This window comes from Paenibacillus sp. L3-i20 (genome assembly GCF_022180385.2).
GTDB lineage: Bacteria > Bacillota > Bacilli > Paenibacillales > Paenibacillaceae > Pristimantibacillus.
The window spans coordinates 186632-205156 of sequence record NZ_BQME02000001.1 but is presented as its reverse complement, the minus strand read 5'-3'; the positions used below and the strand labels follow the sequence as shown (position 1 = coordinate 205156).

Annotated in this window: 18 protein-coding genes; 7 read left to right on the top strand and 11 right to left on the bottom strand. The window is 43.4% G+C overall.

The features are described from left to right. Positions 1–36: 36 nt before the first annotated feature. The gene (asd, locus tag MFF31_RS00990; RefSeq protein WP_238186317.1) at positions 37–822 is read right to left on the bottom strand and encodes an archaetidylserine decarboxylase; all 786 of its coding nucleotides are present in this window, start codon (positions 820–822) and stop codon (positions 37–39) included. A 145-nt stretch (positions 823–967) separates the two neighbouring features. Here asd and MFF31_RS00985 point away from each other — a divergent pair, with 145 nt between their 5' ends. The 3 genes from MFF31_RS00985 to MFF31_RS00975 all read left to right on the top strand — a co-directional run bounded on the left by MFF31_RS00985 (position 968) and on the right by MFF31_RS00975 (position 3609). Further along, positions 968–1249 (top strand): hypothetical protein, encoded by a 282-nt coding sequence (locus MFF31_RS00985; RefSeq protein ID WP_238186316.1) that lies wholly within the window; start codon positions 968–970, stop codon positions 1247–1249. 93 nt (positions 1250–1342) lie between these two features. Beyond that, positions 1343–2011: an HAD family hydrolase gene (locus MFF31_RS00980; RefSeq protein ID WP_238186315.1), complete on the top strand. Its 669-nt coding sequence runs from the start codon at positions 1343–1345 to the stop codon at positions 2009–2011. 335 nt (positions 2012–2346) lie between these two features. Then, the gene (locus tag MFF31_RS00975) at positions 2347–3609 is read left to right on the top strand and encodes a chitinase (protein ID WP_238186314.1); all 1263 of its coding nucleotides are present in this window, start codon (positions 2347–2349) and stop codon (positions 3607–3609) included. A gap of 44 nt (positions 3610–3653) precedes the next feature. On the opposite strand, the gene MFF31_RS00970 is transcribed toward MFF31_RS00975, so the two are convergent. From MFF31_RS00970 to MFF31_RS00945, 6 genes are read right to left on the bottom strand one after another with little or no spacing between them, the layout of a single operon-like run. Further along, on the bottom strand, positions 3654–4787 hold the full coding sequence (locus MFF31_RS00970; protein ID WP_238186313.1) for a YheC/YheD family endospore coat-associated protein: 1134 nt from the start codon (positions 4785–4787) through the stop codon (positions 3654–3656). Beyond that, entirely contained in the window at positions 4744–5241 is a 498-nt protein-coding gene (locus tag MFF31_RS00965; RefSeq protein WP_238186312.1) for a GNAT family N-acetyltransferase, read from the bottom strand. The genes MFF31_RS00970 and MFF31_RS00965 overlap by 44 nt, the downstream gene beginning before the upstream one ends. 1 nt (position 5242) lies before the next feature. Then, positions 5243–6400, bottom strand: a complete 1158-nt coding sequence (locus tag MFF31_RS00960; protein ID WP_238186311.1) for a YheC/YheD family endospore coat-associated protein — start codon at positions 6398–6400, stop codon at positions 5243–5245. Next, positions 6397–7773 carry a YheC/YheD family endospore coat-associated protein gene (locus MFF31_RS00955; RefSeq protein WP_238186310.1) on the bottom strand — a complete coding sequence of 459 codons (1377 nt, stop codon included), beginning with the start codon at positions 7771–7773 and terminating at the stop codon, positions 6397–6399. Before MFF31_RS00955 ends, MFF31_RS00960 begins: the two co-directional genes overlap by 4 nt. Positions 7774–7801: 28 nt before the next feature. Then, complete coding sequence (locus tag MFF31_RS00950; protein WP_238186309.1) at positions 7802–9007, bottom strand: YheC/YheD family endospore coat-associated protein; 1206 nt, start codon at positions 9005–9007, stop codon at positions 7802–7804. A gap of 11 nt (positions 9008–9018) precedes the next feature. Next, positions 9019–10401, bottom strand: coding sequence for a YheC/YheD family endospore coat-associated protein (locus MFF31_RS00945; protein WP_238186308.1), 1383 nt, complete (start codon positions 10399–10401; stop codon positions 9019–9021). Between the two features lie 220 nt (positions 10402–10621). Here MFF31_RS00945 and MFF31_RS00940 point away from each other — a divergent pair, with 220 nt between their 5' ends. Beyond that, complete coding sequence (locus tag MFF31_RS00940) at positions 10622–10939, top strand: hypothetical protein (RefSeq protein WP_238186307.1); 318 nt, start codon at positions 10622–10624, stop codon at positions 10937–10939. Between the two features lie 178 nt (positions 10940–11117). Here MFF31_RS00940 and MFF31_RS00935 read toward each other — a convergent pair whose 3' ends face one another. After that, positions 11118–11465, bottom strand: a complete 348-nt coding sequence (locus MFF31_RS00935; protein ID WP_238186306.1) for a helix-turn-helix domain-containing protein — start codon at positions 11463–11465, stop codon at positions 11118–11120. 156 nt (positions 11466–11621) lie between these two features. Between MFF31_RS00935 and MFF31_RS00930 the strand changes: the two genes are divergently transcribed. Beyond that, positions 11622–12116, top strand: coding sequence for a hypothetical protein (locus tag MFF31_RS00930; protein ID WP_238186305.1), 495 nt, complete (start codon positions 11622–11624; stop codon positions 12114–12116). 50 nt (positions 12117–12166) lie between these two features. Next, complete coding sequence (locus MFF31_RS00925) at positions 12167–13522, top strand: DRTGG domain-containing protein (protein ID WP_238186304.1); 1356 nt, start codon at positions 12167–12169, stop codon at positions 13520–13522. A gap of 6 nt (positions 13523–13528) precedes the next feature. Here MFF31_RS00925 and MFF31_RS00920 read toward each other — a convergent pair whose 3' ends face one another. The 3 genes from MFF31_RS00920 to MFF31_RS00910 form a co-directional block, all read right to left on the bottom strand. Then, entirely contained in the window at positions 13529–13843 is a 315-nt protein-coding gene (locus MFF31_RS00920; protein WP_238186303.1) for a YtpI family protein, read from the bottom strand. An 89-nt stretch (positions 13844–13932) separates the two neighbouring features. Further along, on the bottom strand, positions 13933–14451 hold the full coding sequence (locus tag MFF31_RS00915; protein WP_238186302.1) for a sporulation membrane protein YtrI: 519 nt from the start codon (positions 14449–14451) through the stop codon (positions 13933–13935). 3 nt (positions 14452–14454) lie between these two features. Next, positions 14455–14781: a YtrH family sporulation protein gene (locus MFF31_RS00910; protein ID WP_238186301.1), complete on the bottom strand. Its 327-nt coding sequence runs from the start codon at positions 14779–14781 to the stop codon at positions 14455–14457. A gap of 112 nt (positions 14782–14893) precedes the next feature. Between MFF31_RS00910 and MFF31_RS00905 the strand changes: the two genes are divergently transcribed. Beyond that, positions 14894–18496, top strand: a complete 3603-nt coding sequence (locus MFF31_RS00905; RefSeq protein ID WP_238186300.1) for a DNA polymerase III subunit alpha — start codon at positions 14894–14896, stop codon at positions 18494–18496. Positions 18497–18525 lie beyond the last annotated feature (29 nt).

The window sequence follows — 18525 nt, the reverse complement described above, 5'->3', positions numbered from 1 at the left end:
GTTCTTTAATGCTGACATATTCTAGGCATGAATCAATTACTCGCTAAGCTCTCCTAGGTATTCGCCCATCTTCACCTTTAGCCCAACTTGCAAATCTTTGCGTGGTGTGTAGGTATTGTCCTCAAGCACTAGAACAACTGTTGATCCAAATTCAAAGTAAGCTAGTTCATCGCCTTTTTCTACGGAATTAACGATTGGCTGGACGTATTTGATACTACTAACGTTCATAGCACCAACCTTCACAACAGCAGCTTCGCCGCTATTATGTTTAATATACGTGATAAGTCGCTCATTTCGACTTAGTACTCGCTTCATATGCGTAAGCCCAAAATCGTTGACGGGATATACTTTTCCACCAATATGTTCACGTTCGACTACTTGACCAGTAACAGGTACATGAATTCGGTGGTAATCAGTAGGGCTTAAGTAAAGAACCATATAGTATCCATTTTTATAATTAGCTGCTCGTGGTGATCCGTTCAAAAGCTCATCGATAGTATAATTTTGTCCTTTAACATTAACGATCGTACCCTCTTTTATTTCCCCTGCACCTGTTACAAGAGCATCGACGGGACTAACTAGCGCATGAGTACCACTATGTATATTTCTCATTCCCGGCTTAAGCCGTCTAGTGAAAAATTCGTTTAACGTGCTATAGTGCGACAGTTCCTTCTCTGCTTCCTCGATCGAAATGCCGTACAGCTTGGCGAAACGGGGAATCAGGAGGCGGCTGGGAGCCGACTGTGCAAACGTTCCAGTTACTCTAGAAATCCATTTACGAGAAGTTAGCTCTGTCATAGAGCGTAGCAGCCATTTGGTCATAGCTATACTGTCACATCCTTTCTTTACGAGGATTTTATAAACCCTTTGTCCACCAAACAGTGTGACATATTAGCCCGATTTAATCAATAGCACTAGGTTTATGTAAGTGGAATAATACACAAACTAATACAAGAGGTGACTGTGGATGATTGTAATGGTTAGTGCTGTCTTTATTGTTTTCACTACAGCTTTAGCTGTATTAAGCTGGAAGTGGGAGCGAGCTAGACAAATAGTCGATGGGGTTGCATGTCTTGCGATGTTCGTTTTTTTTATTATTGCTGCAACCGCTGTGCTACGTACCGTATTAGACGGAACTGTTTTTATGACAGAAGTGCACAGCGTTCTTACAGAGCCTGCTTTTCTAGCAAGCGGCGCTTACTTAGGCACTTATGGGGTAGGAAGAACGGCGTTTATAGCATTGCGGTGAGTCAATTAGTTTGTCGAATTATTTCATTATAGGTTGCGATGCTCGTAATACGTCCAGTATGATAAGTAGAAGAGATGGGAGGAAGATTACTAGATGAGTAGAGAGAAAAGTTTACAACCAAAAGCAGTCATATTTGATATGGACGGCACGTTATTTGAGACGGATACGCTATTAATCCCCGTGCATAAACGTGTATTTCAAACTCTTCGTGAAGAACATTTATATATGGAGAAGACGCCGCCTGTTGAACAACTTCTAGGTTGTCTAGGCATGATATTAGAGGACATTTGGAAGCAGTTAATGCCAAGTAGTACCGAAAAAGCTCGCGAGCGAGCAGACGTTCTTCTGTTGCAATATGAGCTAGAGGGACTTGCAGCTAATGAAGGTCGACTATATCCTCATGTGCAAGAAACGTTGGAAAGATTGAAGGGCAATGGGATAAAGCTATTTGTTGCAAGCAATGGTCTTGAGGAGTATGTAAAGGGAGTAGCAGAACATCGGGGGATTGCGGATTTGTTTGACGGCATCTATAGTGCGGGTCAATATAATACAGCGAGTAAGGTTGATCTAGTCTCTATATTATTGAAGGATCATAATCTTAACCCTGAGGAGACTTGGATGGTAGGCGATCGTTCATCTGATGTGGAAGCAGGAAAGGCTAACGGCTTGAAGACAATAGGCTGTGCTTATGCTCGCTATGGGCGGGAGTCAGAGCTGGCAGACGCAGATGTACATATATTCGACTTTAGGGAGCTCTTATAGGGTGATTAACTTGAAATAGCACTTAAATTTCGCAGGAGTACTAAATAATACACTATAACTGTCGAGTCTCATTCGACAGTTATTTTTTTTGTATTTTCCTCTATTACTAATGTATGAGCGGCAATAGTTCTAGGGGTCGATCCTATTTGTCGGGCAGCGCTTTTTTCGACATCAGCCATGCCAACCGCATACCTAAGCAGTCATTTAGTCGGTTGAAAAAATAATCGGAATAAGGAAACTATGTCTTTAAGCGCATGTGTTTGGCTCTATGTACAATGGGATCGGCAATGATTAAATTGGAAAAGCAATGAATTTTTTTTAAAGGAGACCTGCACATGCCAGAATGGAGCAAGCTGTTATCCGGTAAACTTATTCACCGCACGATCTGTTGTTCACTTGGAGTAGCTTTAATTTTGACACCGCTTACAGTATCAGCCGCATCATCTTCGAATGGCAAGCAATCAGCGCTAAGTCACGCATCGCAATTTGCGGTGAAGCATACTGACAAGGCAAAATTCGAAGGAAGTCTACTGGCGGTAGGAGAAAATCGGTTCCTTACTCTGAATGAAATCGGACAGCAGTGGGACGGAATCGATCCAGAATATAAGCCAGATAAAGCTGTGGAGGCTGTCAAGAGCTTACTGTCGCAAAAGGATTATGAAGCACTTTTTCCAAATCGGTTAGGCTCCCCAGCTTGGTATGAAGTAGCAAAAGGTAAAGAGTATTTTAAAGGGGATCAAAAGGATTATTTTTCGTATAATAACCTGATTGATGCTGTTACCGAAGTTGCGAACATTAAGCTGAAAGTTAGTTCACGAAAGGGCAGTCCAGGTGTACAAGAAATTTATAGGCTGGATAAGGATGCTCGAATTGAGACATTAGTTGCTCGTTCCAGTGATTTCAATTCAACGAAAAACAAGAAGCAAGAAATTGTAACCGCTATCATTGATTTTGGGACGTTCCTGAAGGAAGGTTTTAAGAAGGATCGTAAACGTGAATTAGCTGCATTCCTCGCTAATCTCTCACATGAAACTGGTGGAGGATGGTCCACTGCTCCTGGCGGTGAACTGAAGTGGGGTCTGTTCTGGAATGAAAATATTGCGGGCAGAACAGGCACCAATCCGTCTGCATTCGTTGATGAGGCAAGTGCTGCACTATATCCGGGCGTAAAGGATAAACGTTATTATGGACGTGGTCCAATCATGCTTAGCTGGAACTTCAACTATGGCTTGTTCAGCTCGATCATTTATGGCGACAAAAATGTATTGCTAAGTAATCCGGAAATTGTCGCAGCGGATGGGAAAGTAGGTTTCATGACAGCTATCTTGTTCTGGATGACACCTCAAGATCCAAAGCCTTCAGCTCACGATGTAATTATTAATAAGTGGAAGCCTACAAAAGCACATATCGCTAAAGGGCTTGGTCAGCCAGGGTTCGGCATAACGATTATGGTTCTTAACGGCTTGGAGGCAAACTTGGGTGAGACGGAAGGCAGCTCGGTGAAACGACGCGCAGGTCATTATCGTGATATTACGAAGACGATGGGCGTAGACATTACCGGTGAAAAAGTAGATACACTTGGCATGCAGCCATTTTAATAAGAAGGTAATAATTCATATACAACAAACAGGCAGACCGTGAATTATTCTCGGTCTGCCTGTTTGTTGGTCTTGACAATGTTTTCCTTTTGTTGGAACTTCCAAATTGCATACTCGAGCGGTTTAACAATCGCGTTACGATAAACATCCCTTTCACCAGCACGAATAAACACCTCGCGCGCAGGCTTTGGATTAACTTCGATCATCCACACTTTACCTCTTTTATCAATTGCGATGTCGATTGCAAGCTCACAGAGAGCGCTGTAGCAAAGTTCCAAATATGTCGCAACTTCAATACCAAAGCGCTCTACATCGGCTTTGATGCTACTAATTTTTTGATCATCCTGAAACCATTCTCCCAGCAGTTGATCAAACTTAACTGCCCTGCCCCCGCCGTGCAAGTTTGCTGTAATGCTTCCCGGAGCTCCAACACGTCCTGCACAGCCGGTTATTCGCCATTGACCGCTTCCATCCTTCTGAACGAGCAAACGATAATCATGAACCCGTCCATTTCGCAGCTTTAGTTGAATTCCTTGCTGCACAATATATCGTGTTTCCTTCAAGTTCCAATCTGAGAGGTAACTGTCCAGTTGACTGCTGCTCATTCTTTTTGGCTGTACGATCCGGCGCAACTGATCTCTGCCTTGAACAAGAAGGGAGCCATCCTTTCCCTTTTCGATTCGCAAAATGCCGCGGCCTCCAGTACCGTTTACTGGTTTTAAATAAAGAAGCGAATGGATGCGCAGCATATCATGCACGTCCTGTGTTTTTTCGATAAAACGCGTCTTAGGCAAAAATGCACTCAACTTCGCATCTTTAGATAATATAGAATGAATCGCCCACTTATTGCGAAGCGGGCGATTAAGGAATCGTAGATGGCTATATTTGGAACGAAACTTCAACAGTTGCTCATAACGGTGCGATTTTTGAATTCGGCAACGGTCAAAGATAAGATGCGGGAAGTTGGTCCATTTTCTGCTCCATCTGCTCGTTTCGGGGTCGTAAAATAATGCGTAAATGCGATTTTTATTGTAATTTACATCCTGTGGAGTGAATACGAATAGTTGTAGACCAAGCTTTTTTCCCTCTATGGTCATCTTTTGATAAATAGCCCTTTCTTCCAATGCACCGAAATCATTGAGATATAGCGTCAATATGCCCAGAATGGGCTGAGTCATGATGGATTCCCCTTTCAAATCGAAGCGTTGATTTGCCGGTAGGTCCTTTATGGATAGATACAGCTCTCATACCTAGCCCAAAACAGAGAGCCATACTTGGTATATTGTCAGCAGCAACATGGCAAGCCAACTTTCCGAGGGTATTCATCATTGCCATCATAATTGCACTTCCTGTGCCTGTTCTGCGAGCACTTGGATGGACGACGATCAAACAACCACCGTCTCCTCCATCTGAAGCGAAGCCTAAGCCAGTCAATCTTCCATTTTGTTTTGCTATGATGACAGTTGCCCTAAATAGGCCGCTCTCGTCAACTTTAAGCCAAGATTCATCAAGGCTGCGCAGCGCATGAAGAGCAGCGACGGTAATTCGCTTCTCCCCGAATCGAACGATAAAGCCAAGTAGTCTTCTCCGTTCCTTTATCCAAACTTCAGGTGTCAGCGACTGCAGCTCCATATTATGCGCCTCCTGCTGGCTTTAGTTTTTTTCTAGCGACTAAATAAGCTCCATATTGAAAAATTCTCTCCAATGATTTTTGACGAATATGAGGTTCGTCGAACTTCATCGGTTTGGAATTTGCTTCAAAAAACCACAGATGACCGCTGTTATCAACCCCAAGATCCATTGACATTTCAACTAATCGTTGGCCGGAAGCGCGTTCGATTTGCTTGGCAATCATAAGTGATACCCGTTTCGTTTTTTGTAACAGCATATGTGCTTGCTCTGAATTGAATGAATAGGTAAGCAGTTTTTCGGGATCTTCTATTTTCCCACCTCGAGGAACGTGAGTCGTTATGCTAGAGGCACCTGCAATACGTGCTCCAAGACCTGTTAGCTCCCATATGCCTCGCCTGTTTTTTTGCACGAGAGCTCTCAGGTCAAATCGACGTTCATTAATTGAAGCAAGAGGTATTCCTTGTTGTGCAATATAGGCTTCGCCGCCGCTTTGCTTCTGGATGCGACTCCATAGTTTTTGTATTGAAGAACAGTTGTAAGTTGAGCTGCTTTTGTTTTCTTGTATTTTTAGTCGATAAGGGAGTGTTTTTTCTCCGTGTACTTTGACGGTCATAATGCCGTTTCCGGCTTTTCCGCTTTCTGGCTTTAGATAAAGATAGTTATGCTTACGAATCATCCGTCCAAGACCACTTACGCTCATTAATCGGCGTGTTGTTGGGATAAATGGTTTAGTTGTCTTCGAACCTCTGAGCCATTCAAATAGATCCCATTTATTGAAGAAGGAAGGATTGAATAACATCACTTTCGAATGTTTACGGCAAGCATTAATTTTTTGTCTCACTTCGGGCTGCATCTCATCTTCACGCTGAGGAATGCGATTATAAATAATATCAGGGAAAGGAAGGAGCTGTTTTTTCCAGCTATTCGTTTCTTTGTGATGTATAAATCCTCGCAGCATTCTGCGGCGCAAGAATAAATTTTTTATAGTGAGTACATAAACAAGAAAACCCATCGATTGTCCGGTTCGTATGAGGTCAGCGAAGTTACTTCGATTGCCTCTGAACTCTCCGCTTTCATCATCAACTGTAAGAATAGCTAGTACAGGCGAGCTTTTGCCAATATCATGCGATAGGTTTTTCTCTAGGACAGGGATTCTCATTGACCTTTGCCCCCTTGGAACCGGCTTAAATAAAGGCAATGTTCAAAAATATATGAAACAGAAGCTTTACCCTCCGAACGGAGTGCAGGATGTTTAAAGATTGAACGTCCTGGTTTGGCATTTGCTTCGAACATCCAGATCTCACCAGACTTGTCGATTCCGATATCCAAGCCGAGTTCGCCTAACCGATGAGGATAATTTCTTTCAATCGCTTCTGATAGCTTAACTGCAACCCGCTTCGCTTTTTCCAAAATAGCATTTGCCTCGCTGCCAAAAGCTCGGCTCAGTGCATGTTCCGGTGTCATTAACGAGCCTCCGCTTTTGACATGGGTTGTCACACTACCGCGTCCTGCTTTCTTGGCGCCAATACCTGCTGCGATCCATTGATTGTTCCCGTTTTTATGCATATGAAAACGAAAGTCGAGCTGACATTTGTCTATCTCTAACAAGCGAATACCTTGTTGAGCGACATATTGATTTAAGCGGCTTCCATGTCTGTTTTGCAACATTTTCATCATGCTCTGAAAGCTACTGTATCTCGCTAAAACGTTTTGACTGCCTTTGCGGTATCTGACGAAGTAGCCGCGGGTCGGGTGGTAGGTTAGTCGGTAAATGCCGATACCTAAACTGCCGCCGCCTGGTTTATAGTATAGAAATTGATATTTTTCTAACATCTCTTTAATTTTAGTGGATGATGGGTTTGACACGGACTCAGGAAGATGAGCAAGCGCCTCTGGATCTTTATCCAGTAGTGTATAGACATCAGCTTTGTTTAGAAAGCTCCAGTTGAACAATGGAATTTTTCGTTTAACAAACCGTTCTCTTATCGTACTTATAAAAGCAGAGGTTTCCGCTTTACGATTAGGAAGCCGATTGTAAACGACATCGGGTAAAGGCACAATCTTGCGGAACCAATCCCCTTGTGGATTCAGGAAATAACCGTTAACTGTTTCTTGCTGCCAGTTGATATCGTTAGGGGTGAAGCCGAACATATACGCTTTCCGATCCCCTGTTCGGATAACCTGTTTAATAAAACTAGAGCGTGAACCAAAGGGATAGCTCTCGGCAGGATGGATGGTGTCAGTTAGAATGCCGACCAACGGTCCAATCTGCAGCTCATTCTCTCCGGTACTTAACAAATAGACATTTCCTGATTTCGGCACGCGGATAGAATTACGGACACCCGCGGAAAGATACAGATGATTACCTGAACGACTAAGCTGTCTTACACTAGCAGTAATGATTTCATTGCCCAGCTTGAGATGTATCGACCGTTTTCCAGACAGCTTGAGCTGCTTGTAGAGCGGTTTGGACAAATAGACGATTTTATCGGATTGCTGTGAGAAGTGTACGTTGCAAGTTGTCAAACTCATCGATGAACCTCCTGAACGTTTAAAGACTTCATCTTATTTGTGAAATGTTATCTAGCTCAATAACTGGAGCAGGTTGAAAAACGGATAGGTTGGAAATTATCGTTGGTTCTGAACGATTAGATAAAAATCTGGCATATTGCAGTGGCCGTATAATAGAAAGTTTCTGAGCTTCTGAATCATCAATTAATCGAAAGGATTCTCTACCGGGTTTTGCGTTGACTTCTAACAGCCATATTTCCCCACTCTGATCAACGCCAAAGTCGAAGGCAAGTTCTCCGAATCTGCCTAAGTTTTGCTCCAAGCGTTTTGCTGTACGTCCACTTATGATATGGATTTTGCGGAGTAAACGTTCTGCATGCAGCTTGCCAAAGTATGCTGAGAGTAGTGAGCCAGCAGCCTGAGCAGTGCCACCTCCATGAAGATTTGAGGTAAGTGTACCTCTTTGACCCAGCCTCGCAACAGAACCGGTAACTTGCCAGCGACCATGTTCATCCTTCTGAAGCAATGTCCGAATGTCAAACGGCTGGTTAAACGTATTGGATAGGGATAAATAAGGCTGAACAAGAAAAGAAGAGTTCCCCATAAATCGAGCCAGCCACTTCGCAAAAGGCTCTCTATTTTTGAATAAAACGGTAAATGGCTCATTATTTCGCATACGCCCGCTTCCAACTATTTCTCCGCTCAATGTCTCATAAGTAAGATGAACGATACCTCTGCCCTGCATTCCTGCCGCAGGCTTAAGAATAGCGCCAGCCGGGTACTGGTTCATTAGTCCGAGTAGTTGGTCAAAAGAGGAGTAGTGGCTAGTTGGAGGCAGATGTGGGAGTAGATCAATGTCCTCACACAAAACGTCATAGACATGAAGCTTTGACGGTAGCTTGTTATTTAACAGCTTATAATTTTTTCGTAATTGCATATGGGAGAGGGCGATAGCATTGGATCTGCGATCTATTGCTGTTTTGTAGAAACTACGATCATAAACGACATCGGGCAAAGGGACCGGCTGCCGCCTCCAGCTCATTCCGACCAAGCGATAACCGTACAGCAGCCCTGTCTTAACGTTATAATCCTCCGCCGAAAATACATAAACATCAATGGCAAGAGGATGGGATGCTAGAGTTAGTTCTTTGCATAGCAGCGGTTCAGACGGTACTACTTCTTTATCTAGTGCAAGGCGCCGTTCGCCCTGACTTGATGCAGTCATAATACCAAACGCAAGCAATCTCAGCGGCATGGCAACCTCCCTTAGAAGCCTGATAGAAAGCGGGCGTATTGAATCATCATCCGCACTGATGGGCGGATTTTCCCTTCATTCAAAGGGGTATTATCATTTTTTGATGGCTTTGAATTGACTTCTAACAGCCACACTTTTCCATTCGTATCCATCGCTAAATCGATGCCAAGCTCGCCAAAGTGAGCTGGTATGTTTGTGTCGATGCCGTTAGCAATAGTAAGCGCAGCTTGTCGTAAACGACCAGGTGCTTCGAGACGATTAATGTTCGTGTTTAGGTTGCTCTTGCCAACAGCTGCACTGACGGTACTAAGTGAGCCGCCACGAGCTAAGTTTGAAACAAAGTGTTGACTCCCTGCAGTTCGAGCCACAATGGAAGTTATCATCCATTTTCCCGTCGCATTTTTTTGTACGAGAGCACGGAAGTCAACGGGTCGCTTCCCAACTTCAATCAATTGAAGCCCCTGTTGAATTTGATAACGGGCTGTTTTCATTTTGACCGACAATGAGGAATATAGCCTCCCAAGACTTGGGTGAATTTGTCGCTTTGATCCAGTGGGCGTGGCGTGTAGTGCCTGATAGCTTTCACCTTCTAAATGGGACACACGGATAATGCCTTTACCTAAGCTGCCGCGAACGGGTTTTAGGAATACGTTGTTGTACTTGGTGCACATGGATTTGAATGTAGCGTAACTGCTCAATTGATGGGATTCAGGTAAATAACGATCAAGGGCGTTATCCTTTTTTAGAGCGTCGAAAACTTCTGTTTTGTCTAAAAACTTTTCATTGAATACGACAGTGGAATAAATGCGCTTCGTTTCTTTGAAAAAATGCTGTACATCCGGGTTGTTCTCAAGCTTTCGTGTAGTTAAGCGATTATTAATGATATCGGGCGCGGGCATTGTGACTTGCCTCCAACCATCAGAATAGATCCATCCCTGTACCGAACTGACAGAATCACCAATATGATTAGGGGTGAAGAAGAATACGTAGGCGCCATGTGCCTTACAGGCTTCTACTAATTCACTACAAAACATGGTGATGGAACCGAAAGGTTTATCAGGAATGTGAGCGAAGTCACGGCTTATAAGTACGCCGATCAGAGGGCCTAGTGCTAATGTGCCTGTGCTCGCAGCAAAATGTATCCGAAGGTGAAGGCGCGATTTGCTTTCCGTTGGCAAACCCATCTTAATTGCAACGGATTGGCTTACACGAATGCCGTTAAGCTTGGCTACTGGAATAATTTTCACATACTGTCTGAAGGCTCCGAACTTAAAAAGTACATGTTGACCTCTCGGGATCTTCCATTGTTTCACATAAAATTCGCCAACCATAATCGTATCTTCCGGCAATGTTCCGGAACTGATCACCTGTATGGCAACTTTAGATTTGAGCATTCCTATTCTCCTTCCAAATCAGGAGGTATTGCGAATGGAGGCATGAGGCCTATAGGTGTATTACACGAATTAATTCATCATATGAATATGCCTAATGGATTGTGATTCTAATTAAGCAGTATAGGCGATAAAGAAAAGACGTTTAAGACATATGTGAATCGATATATTCATAGAATGATATGAGATGTAGGACGAGAGTAGGAAAAGGGGCTGAATGCGGGTGGTGAAGAAAGAAAAGGTGGCAGGGAAAGGGAAACATATCTTTTATTTAGTAGCAGCTTCAGGCATGCTTTTTTATGCTTTATCTGTGCTTGGACAGGGAAGCCTCGACGGAGGCGCTAAACTTTTTTGGTATGTGTGGCTAGCGTTTACCGCCGTTATTATTGCTGCAAATATCAATATGCTGTTGTTCATGAATGAGAAGAAGCGCAAAGAATTAGCGCGGATTAAACGGGCTAAAGCAGTACATTTTGAACAGGCGCTTGAGAAGGGAATAACGAAATATATGACAAATAAGCGTAAGGTAAGAGGAGAATAAAGGGACCAACTTCAATTGCCGGACGAACAAACCATCTACCTGCGATAAGCAGGTAGATGGTTTGTGTTTTGTTTCAAATGTAAGCCTTCTATACGGTTGTTATCTTATAAAAGGCTTATATTTCTCCGCAAAACGATAGCTAAGCCTCCAAAGGACGGCTTAGCCGTGTACGCCTGGATCATTCCATTTCCTTGAACTGAACGAGCTGCTTGACGAGTTTATAAACGGCCTCTTGTTCCTTCAAGGTAAGTCCGTTCAGTTGGTTGGCGATTTTGTCTACATATCGTGTTGAGCTTTCATCTGTTTCATGATTGACCTCAACATTTACGATTCTTTCTAATGGCGTTTGCAGCGCAATAGCAATTTTGCTGAGCACATCGATAGTGGGATTTTTTTCTCCCCGTTCAACCTGCCCCATATAAGAAGCATTAATATCGGCACGAAGTGCGAGCTGCTCTTGGCTGAAGCCTTTAGATTTGCGTAAATCTCGAATGTTGTCGCCAATTAGTCGCCCAATAGTACTCATTTTGTCACCTCAGCCTAACGATAGGGTTTTGTGAGAGGAGCAACAACATTATATAGAATGTATCTATTTTAGTTACTATAGTCATTGACTTAAGGGTGGATTATTTAATATAATTAACATAATAATTACAAATGTGTTAGAATGGTGGAATAATCAATGAAGGAGCAGGGTGAAGGAAGGATGCTGGTAGAAGAGTTTGAATTTTACCGTAAAGTTAGATCTTATTATTGCAATGTTTCCTTTAAGTTAACTTTTACATACCGCTTCTCGCACCGACATCTAAAGACTGCTACAGCGAAAGGTTCATTTAGTTGCGGGGTTAACGCACATACTCAGACGGTTGAATATATGATGCAGTTAAAGTCTGATTCCATCGAAAGACCTCACACCGAGAGCAACTCATTTCTGTTTTCTAGCGTGTATGAAGAGATTCCTCCGCAAGTTATAGAATTCGTAAATTACCCAATTTTGAAACTCCGTTATCGTGTGCCGATTGCTTATGATTGGCAAGAGTTTATTGTTAAGGGCGCTGAAAGTGCAATTAACAATAACACTATGCAAAGTCTATTCAAAAAATGGAGGATTAATGGTACAGGCGGAGAAGCTGTGGAAGCTAAGTTTAAGGTGACTAAGGTTGAATTTGACTGGTAGTCGTTATTTATTGCAGGATCTCCTATAATAAATACAAGGAGTGATACGCATTGGCTACGAACCATGATTCAAGCAATGAAACAAGCACAAAACATGAACAAATTCTTCAACATATACAAAGTCTCAAAATTGGCACGAAAATTTCTGTAAGAGCGTTAGCTAAAGCGCTGAGCGTGAGCGAAGGAACTGTCTACAAAGCATTTAAAGAAGCTGAATCGTCAGGACTTGTCAGCACCAAAGAGAGAATTGGTACTGTTCGAATCGATCGTAAGAGAAGAGATGCTTTGGATCAATTGACTTTCGGGGAAGTTGCTCAAATCGTAGATGGACGTTTGTTTGGTGGAGCTGACGGACTGGACAAGTCACTGCATAAATTCGTCATTGGCGCTATGGAGCTTGATGCGATGCTTCGTTATATTGATCAGGGTAGTTTGCTTATTGTTGGCAACCGGGTAAGTGCACATCGATGCGGATTAGAACAAGGAGCTGGCGTTTTAATTACGGGTGGATTTGAGCCAAGTCTAGAAGTTATTAAGCTCGCCGATGAGTTGTCGCTACCTATACTTTCCTCGAGACATGATACGTTTACAGTGGCCTCACTGATTAATAGAGCGATGTACGATCGACTTATTAAGCGTAAAATTATGTTGATAGAGGACATTGTGACATTTAGTCGACCTGCTGATGTACTGCGACTTGGAGCAACAGTAGCTGAGTACAATAAGTTGACAAAGGAGACAGGCTATTCTCGGTTTCCTGTAGTTGACGATCGTAGAAAAGTTATTGGTATGATGACTGCCAAGGACGCAGTAGGTTTCGTTGATGATATTGCCGTTGATAAGATCATGTCAAGGCAACCCATTACAGCAGCTCCGAACATTACCGTCACATCGGCAGCCCATACAATGGCAGCAGAAGGAATAGACTTGCTTCCTATCGTGGACCGACATCGCAAGTTGCTTGGAGTTGTGACTCGTCAAGAAGTGCTTGACGCTATGCGATTCGCAGGCAAGCAGCCGGAATCGGGTCAAACGTTTGAAGATTTAATGTGGGCAGGTTTTATGCAATCGGAGGAGAACGGTACCGAAGAAGCGGGAATTAGTTATAAAGGATCGATTACACCGCAGATGTCGGGAGCACTTGGTATGGCATCAGAAGGATTACTATCGACGTTAATGATGCAAGCGGCAAGACGTATGATCAGAGAGACAGGGAAACGTGACTTCCTTTTGGAGAGTATGACCTCATATTACGTAAGGCCAGTTCAAATCGATAATGTCATTACGATAAAGCCGAAGGCTCTTGAGATGAGTAGAAAATTTTCGAAGTTGGAAATAGAGGTGCTTGATCGTCAAGGTCTGGCCGCCAAAGCTATGATGACGGCACAGATGATTGATCCTTATTAATATGGGTTATGGACGGTGGGCTTCTTCCTGTCCACGTGAGCTATACGCACTAAGGTTTCGGAAACCTGCAAAAAGATTAAACAAACCTATAACGATAAAGATCGCACCAATAATGATGCGTAGAGTGGACTCCGCGGAATAAAACAGTTGTACGGATGCAAAAAACAGGAGCATGAAACCCATGCTTATATTCATACGTGCTGTGTTAATACCGCGAGTTCTTGGTTCCTTGGAACGCCGTGATTTCAGACTAAAAAGCAATGATAGAGCTAGCGTAATAACGATGCCTGGGAATAGCACCCATTGAAGAATTTGGTCCATTGTAGATGAGGCTCCTTTTAGAATTAATTATGTCAATTCATTAGAGTGTCAATTGCAATCTATTGTAACAGATTTAGGGATAGAATGCTTCAAGTTGCAGGTGGTTTTACATATACTCGTGCATCGAGCCAAATTTGCAGCACATTGTCAGCCAAAAGGACGGTACGGATATCAATAAAATAATCTTTTCCGTTTACATCCAAGTATACTTTGCGCTGGAGAAGTCTCCTTGCGAATTTGGCGTCTGAATCAATTTCATAGATGCTTTGACCGAGGAAAATCGACAAGTCTTCTTTGACAAGTTTAATCAATTGGGTTTCTGTTACTTTATCTATTTGTGTACGTGCAATGCCTCCGCCTGAATCTTCTGCTATACGAAGCTGAATACTTTTGATAACAGTATGCTGATTTTTATATTGATTCAAGTTTTTAATATCTTGTTCGTATTGCTCGAGCTTTACTTCAAGTTCGTTGCGAGTATGGTATAAAGCCTCAAACTCCTCGATGAATAACGTATTAAGAACAATAGCTCCCGCTAACATTCCGATTAGAAAAACACCTACCAGCTGCATGCCCCTTACATACCGCTCAAATGTAGGCATACGCATACGTTACACGGCCCCCTTACAAATTAATTTCACTAATTCAGTCGCGACATGTGCACCAAGAAATGCAAACATTATAAAACAAATTTGTTGTGCAACAGGAGACAATTGTCCGGCAGCAAAATTACTTTCGATAACTTTAACGGGATCGATAGAACCGCCAATTGCGGCGACGATAGCCCATATCTTCAGCCTCAAGGCTGTATCAACCATAACAGTGGCCGGCGGCAGCAACATAAATACCGAACCAAGACCAGCTAACATAGAACCACCAATAACAACTCCAAAAGCGATAAAAAAATCGAGTCCGGCCTTTGACAAAAAGTAAGTCATTCGTAAAACCTCCTTTAAACCCCATTCCTTACTACCATTCTATGGGCGTGTCCAACTCGATTATGATAAAATAGCTGTAACTTAACATTTTTAAGTCAAGAGCAAGAAGGGAATGAAGAACACGATGGATGGCAGGAGTGGAACGGCATTTGTGCACTTGCATGCGCATAGCGAATATAGTCTGCTCGATGGTGCTGCTCGTATTAGAGATCTGACAGCAAAAGCAGCGGATCTTGGGATGAAGGCGCTCGCTCTGACGGATCATGGTGTGATGTACGGTGCAATCCCCTTCTATCGCGCTTGTCGCGCACAAGGAATTAAGCCGATCATCGGCTGTGAGCTATATTTAACCGCTGGCTCCCGATTTCAGGGAGGCTCGCGTAAAGATAACCCAACGTATCATTTAATTGTACTCGCCAAAAATGAGGCCGGTTATCGTAACTTGATGAGACTGTGTTCCGTTGCCCATTTGGAAGGATTTCATTACAAACCTAGAGTGGATATGGAAGTGCTGGCTCAATATGCTGAAGGGCTGGTATGTCTCAGCTCGTGCTTACAGGGTGAAGTATCGCAGCATTTGCTGCATGACCGTAAGGACGCTGCAATAGAAGCGGCTAAGCGTTACGAAGCTATTTTTGGAGACGATTTTTATTTGGAGATCCAAGATCATGGCATGCTTGAGCAGAAAAAAGTTTCTACAGCTATGATCGAATTGTCAAAAGAGACTGGTATCAAACTGGTTGCCACCAATGATGTTCACTATTTACAACCGGAAGATGCTGAAGTCCAAGATGTGCTTATTTGTATCGGTACGGGAAAGTCCGTCGATGACAAAGACCGGATGCAAATTTTGACAGACCAATTATATTTAAAAACCGGCGATGAGATGGTTTCATTGTTCCGACATGTACCCGAGGCTATCGCAAATACGATCGAAATTGCTAATAAATGCAATCTGGAGCTTTCACTTGGCCGTGCGGCACTTCCAGTCTTTCGTCCTGTTCCGGATGGTACTAACTCTGCACAATATTTGGCAGAGCTTTGCCGTGACGGACTCAATTCAAGATATGCGGGCTTGGAAGATTGGACCGAAAACTCTGCTTTCAGAAAAACTGCAGAGGATAGGCTTGCTTATGAGCTATCGGTTATCGAAAATATGGGCTTTAGCGACTATTTTTTAATTGTGTGGGACTTCGTTCGATTTGCACATGAACGAGGAATTCGCACAGGTCCTGGTCGGGGTTCCTCAGCAGGCAGTCTAGTTGCTTATACGCTGCGTATTACGGATGTAGATCCGTTGAAATATAAGCTGCTCTTTGAGAGATTTCTTAATCCCGAACGGATATCTATGCCGGACATCGATATTGATTTTAATGACGAGCGAAGAGATGAAGTTATTGCTTATGTTGCTGCTAAGTATGGTGAGGCGCATGTCGCACAAATAATCACTTTTGGTACTATGGCGGCTAAGGCAGCGGTAAGAGATGTTGGACGAGCGCTAAATGTACCTTTCCAGGAAGTTGATAGAGCTGCCAAGCTTATTCCAAATCAGCTTGGCATAACACTAGAGGAGGCTTTGCGTAGCGGAAGCGGGCTAAGGGAAGTGTACGAAAATCAGCCCAAAACAAATAAGATGCTCCATATGGCGATGAAGGTCGAAGGAATGCCAAGGCATGCGTCCACACATGCAGCTGGGGTAGTCATTTCCCAAGAACCTCTTACCCATTACGTTCCTCTTCAAGAGGGCAGTGACCAAATTCCTTTGACGCAATATTCAATGGAGCATCTAGAAGCGATTGGTTTGCTTAAGATGGATTTTCTTGGACTTCGAACGTTATCTATATTGGAGCGTACTCTTAATTGGGTAAAGGAATTGTTTGACAAAGACATTGATTTCCGCAAAGTGAGTGACTCCGATACCGAGACGTATACGATGCTTGGAAAAGGGGAAACTACCGGCATCTTTCAGCTGGAATCAGCTGGTGTACGTAGAGTGCTTCGTGAAATGAAGCCATCAACGTTTGAAGATATTATATCTGTGCTTGCGTTGTATCGCCCGGGCCCAATGGAGTTTATACCCAAATACATTGGCGGTAAACATGGTTCACTCGTAGTTGAATATCCACATCCTTCTTTGGAGTCCATTCTGTCTGATACGTATGGCATTATCGTGTATCAGGAACAGATTATGCAAATCGCTTCTCTTATGGCAGGTTTCTCGTTAGGTGAAGCAGATTTGCTGCGGCGAGCAGTGTCTAAGAAAAAGCGAGAAGTACTGGATGAGGAGCGGGCTCACTTTGTAAAGGGAAGCTTAACGCAAGGATATAGCACAATCGAAGCTAACCATGTTTATGATATGATTGTTCGATTTGCTGATTATGGCTTCCCTCGTGCTCATGCTGCTGCTTATGGCGTGCTCGCTTTCCAGACTGCCTGGCTGAAGGCTCATTACCCTGTTCCTTTTATGGCTTCTATGTTAGCGTCTGTAACAGGCAATATGAGGAAAACTGCGGAATACGCCGATGAATGTCGAAGAATGGGTATTAAGGTGTTGCCTCCGGACATTAATGAAAGCAGCACCTCATTTACTCCGATTGGTCAAGCCGTTCGTTTCGGACTCGCTTCTATAAAAAACGTGGGTTCTCAAGCTATCGATGCTATATTGAAGGAACGACAAGAGAAACCTTTTGAGAGCTTGCTTGATCTAGCCAAACGTGTAGACTTACGGGTAGTAAATAAACGTGTGTTAGAGTCTTTAATCCAAGCAGGAGCATGTGATTCGTTGCCTGGACATAGAGCTCAACTGCTGGGCGCACTTGAGGAAACGGTAGAAGTTGCTCTTAAGTGGCGGAAGGAACGCGAAGAATTACAAATTGAAATGTTCGGCTTTGACGAGGTGCAGAACTGGGATGTCGAATTACCAGAAATTCGACCATTTACAACAACGCAGATGTTGGATTTTGAAAGGGATTTACTCGGAATGTATTTATCTGGGCATCCGCTTGATGCTGTTGCTACGCAGCTAGAGGGACTTGAGCTCGATCGGTTAGTAGAACTATCTGATGCTCAGGATGGAACGATTGTTATAGTAGGCGTAATGATTGCTGGACTCAAGCCGTTTACGAATAAAAAGGGCAATGCGATGGGCTTTCTGGAAGTTGAAGACCGTGTAATGCGTGTCGAAGCTGTCGTTTTCCCAACTGTATGGAAACGGTGCGGAGATAAGCTCGAGAGGGATGGACTATACATTGTTCAAGCAACTGTACAGCAGCAAGACGACGACTATAAACTCCTTGTGGAAGATGTAGTTCCATTTGCTGGGTCAGTAGAGAACATGACTGCGCACGTACGTCGCCTTCGTCAATGGGCCAAGTCGCGGACCGCTCGGATGAATAATTCAAAATTGCAGCAGCCTGTTATCGAAGCAAAGCCGATCGAAGCTTTAGATACTAAAAAAGTGTCTTCGAATGTGGTAGACGGGAAGAAGCGTCAGCGTATTTACATAAAGATCACAGCGGACAAGGAACATTCTGTAGTGCTGGGTCAACTGAAACAATTGCTTTTTGCCCATCCAGGGGGGCTTGATTCGGCACTTTTTTATGAAAGAGAGGGCAAACTCATTGCGCTTAGCGACAGCCACCGTGTAACCCCGACGCCCGATCTGTTAAAGGCTATAGTGGAGTTGCTGGGAGAAGGTACCGTTGTCATTAAATAGGGATCTCGTCACATGTTGATCTTTTATGC

Coding starts and splice junctions, on each gene's coding strand:
- MFF31_RS00905 (WP_238186300.1), top strand. CDS start 14,894: ATGAAGAACACGATGGATGGCAGGAGTGGAACGGCATTTGTGCACTTG.
- MFF31_RS00970 (WP_238186313.1), bottom strand. CDS start 4,787: ATGACTCAGCCCATTCTGGGCATATTGACGCTATATCTCAATGATTTC.
- MFF31_RS00915 (WP_238186302.1), bottom strand. CDS start 14,451: ATGCGTATGCCTACATTTGAGCGGTATGTAAGGGGCATGCAGCTGGTA.
- MFF31_RS00945 (WP_238186308.1), bottom strand. CDS start 10,401: ATGCTCAAATCTAAAGTTGCCATACAGGTGATCAGTTCCGGAACATTG.
- MFF31_RS00980 (WP_238186315.1), top strand. CDS start 1,343: ATGAGTAGAGAGAAAAGTTTACAACCAAAAGCAGTCATATTTGATATG.
- MFF31_RS00960 (WP_238186311.1), bottom strand. CDS start 6,400: ATGAGAATCCCTGTCCTAGAGAAAAACCTATCGCATGATATTGGCAAA.
- MFF31_RS00955 (WP_238186310.1), bottom strand. CDS start 7,773: ATGAGTTTGACAACTTGCAACGTACACTTCTCACAGCAATCCGATAAA.
- MFF31_RS00935 (WP_238186306.1), bottom strand. CDS start 11,465: ATGAGTACTATTGGGCGACTAATTGGCGACAACATTCGAGATTTACGC.
- MFF31_RS00985 (WP_238186316.1), top strand. CDS start 968: ATGATTGTAATGGTTAGTGCTGTCTTTATTGTTTTCACTACAGCTTTA.
- MFF31_RS00930 (WP_238186305.1), top strand. CDS start 11,622: ATGAAGGAGCAGGGTGAAGGAAGGATGCTGGTAGAAGAGTTTGAATTT.
- MFF31_RS00965 (WP_238186312.1), bottom strand. CDS start 5,241: ATGGAGCTGCAGTCGCTGACACCTGAAGTTTGGATAAAGGAACGGAGA.
- asd (WP_238186317.1), bottom strand. CDS start 822: ATGACCAAATGGCTGCTACGCTCTATGACAGAGCTAACTTCTCGTAAA.
- MFF31_RS00920 (WP_238186303.1), bottom strand. CDS start 13,843: ATGGACCAAATTCTTCAATGGGTGCTATTCCCAGGCATCGTTATTACG.
- MFF31_RS00975 (WP_238186314.1), top strand. CDS start 2,347: ATGCCAGAATGGAGCAAGCTGTTATCCGGTAAACTTATTCACCGCACG.
- MFF31_RS00950 (WP_238186309.1), bottom strand. CDS start 9,007: ATGCCGCTGAGATTGCTTGCGTTTGGTATTATGACTGCATCAAGTCAG.
- MFF31_RS00910 (WP_238186301.1), bottom strand. CDS start 14,781: ATGACTTACTTTTTGTCAAAGGCCGGACTCGATTTTTTTATCGCTTTT.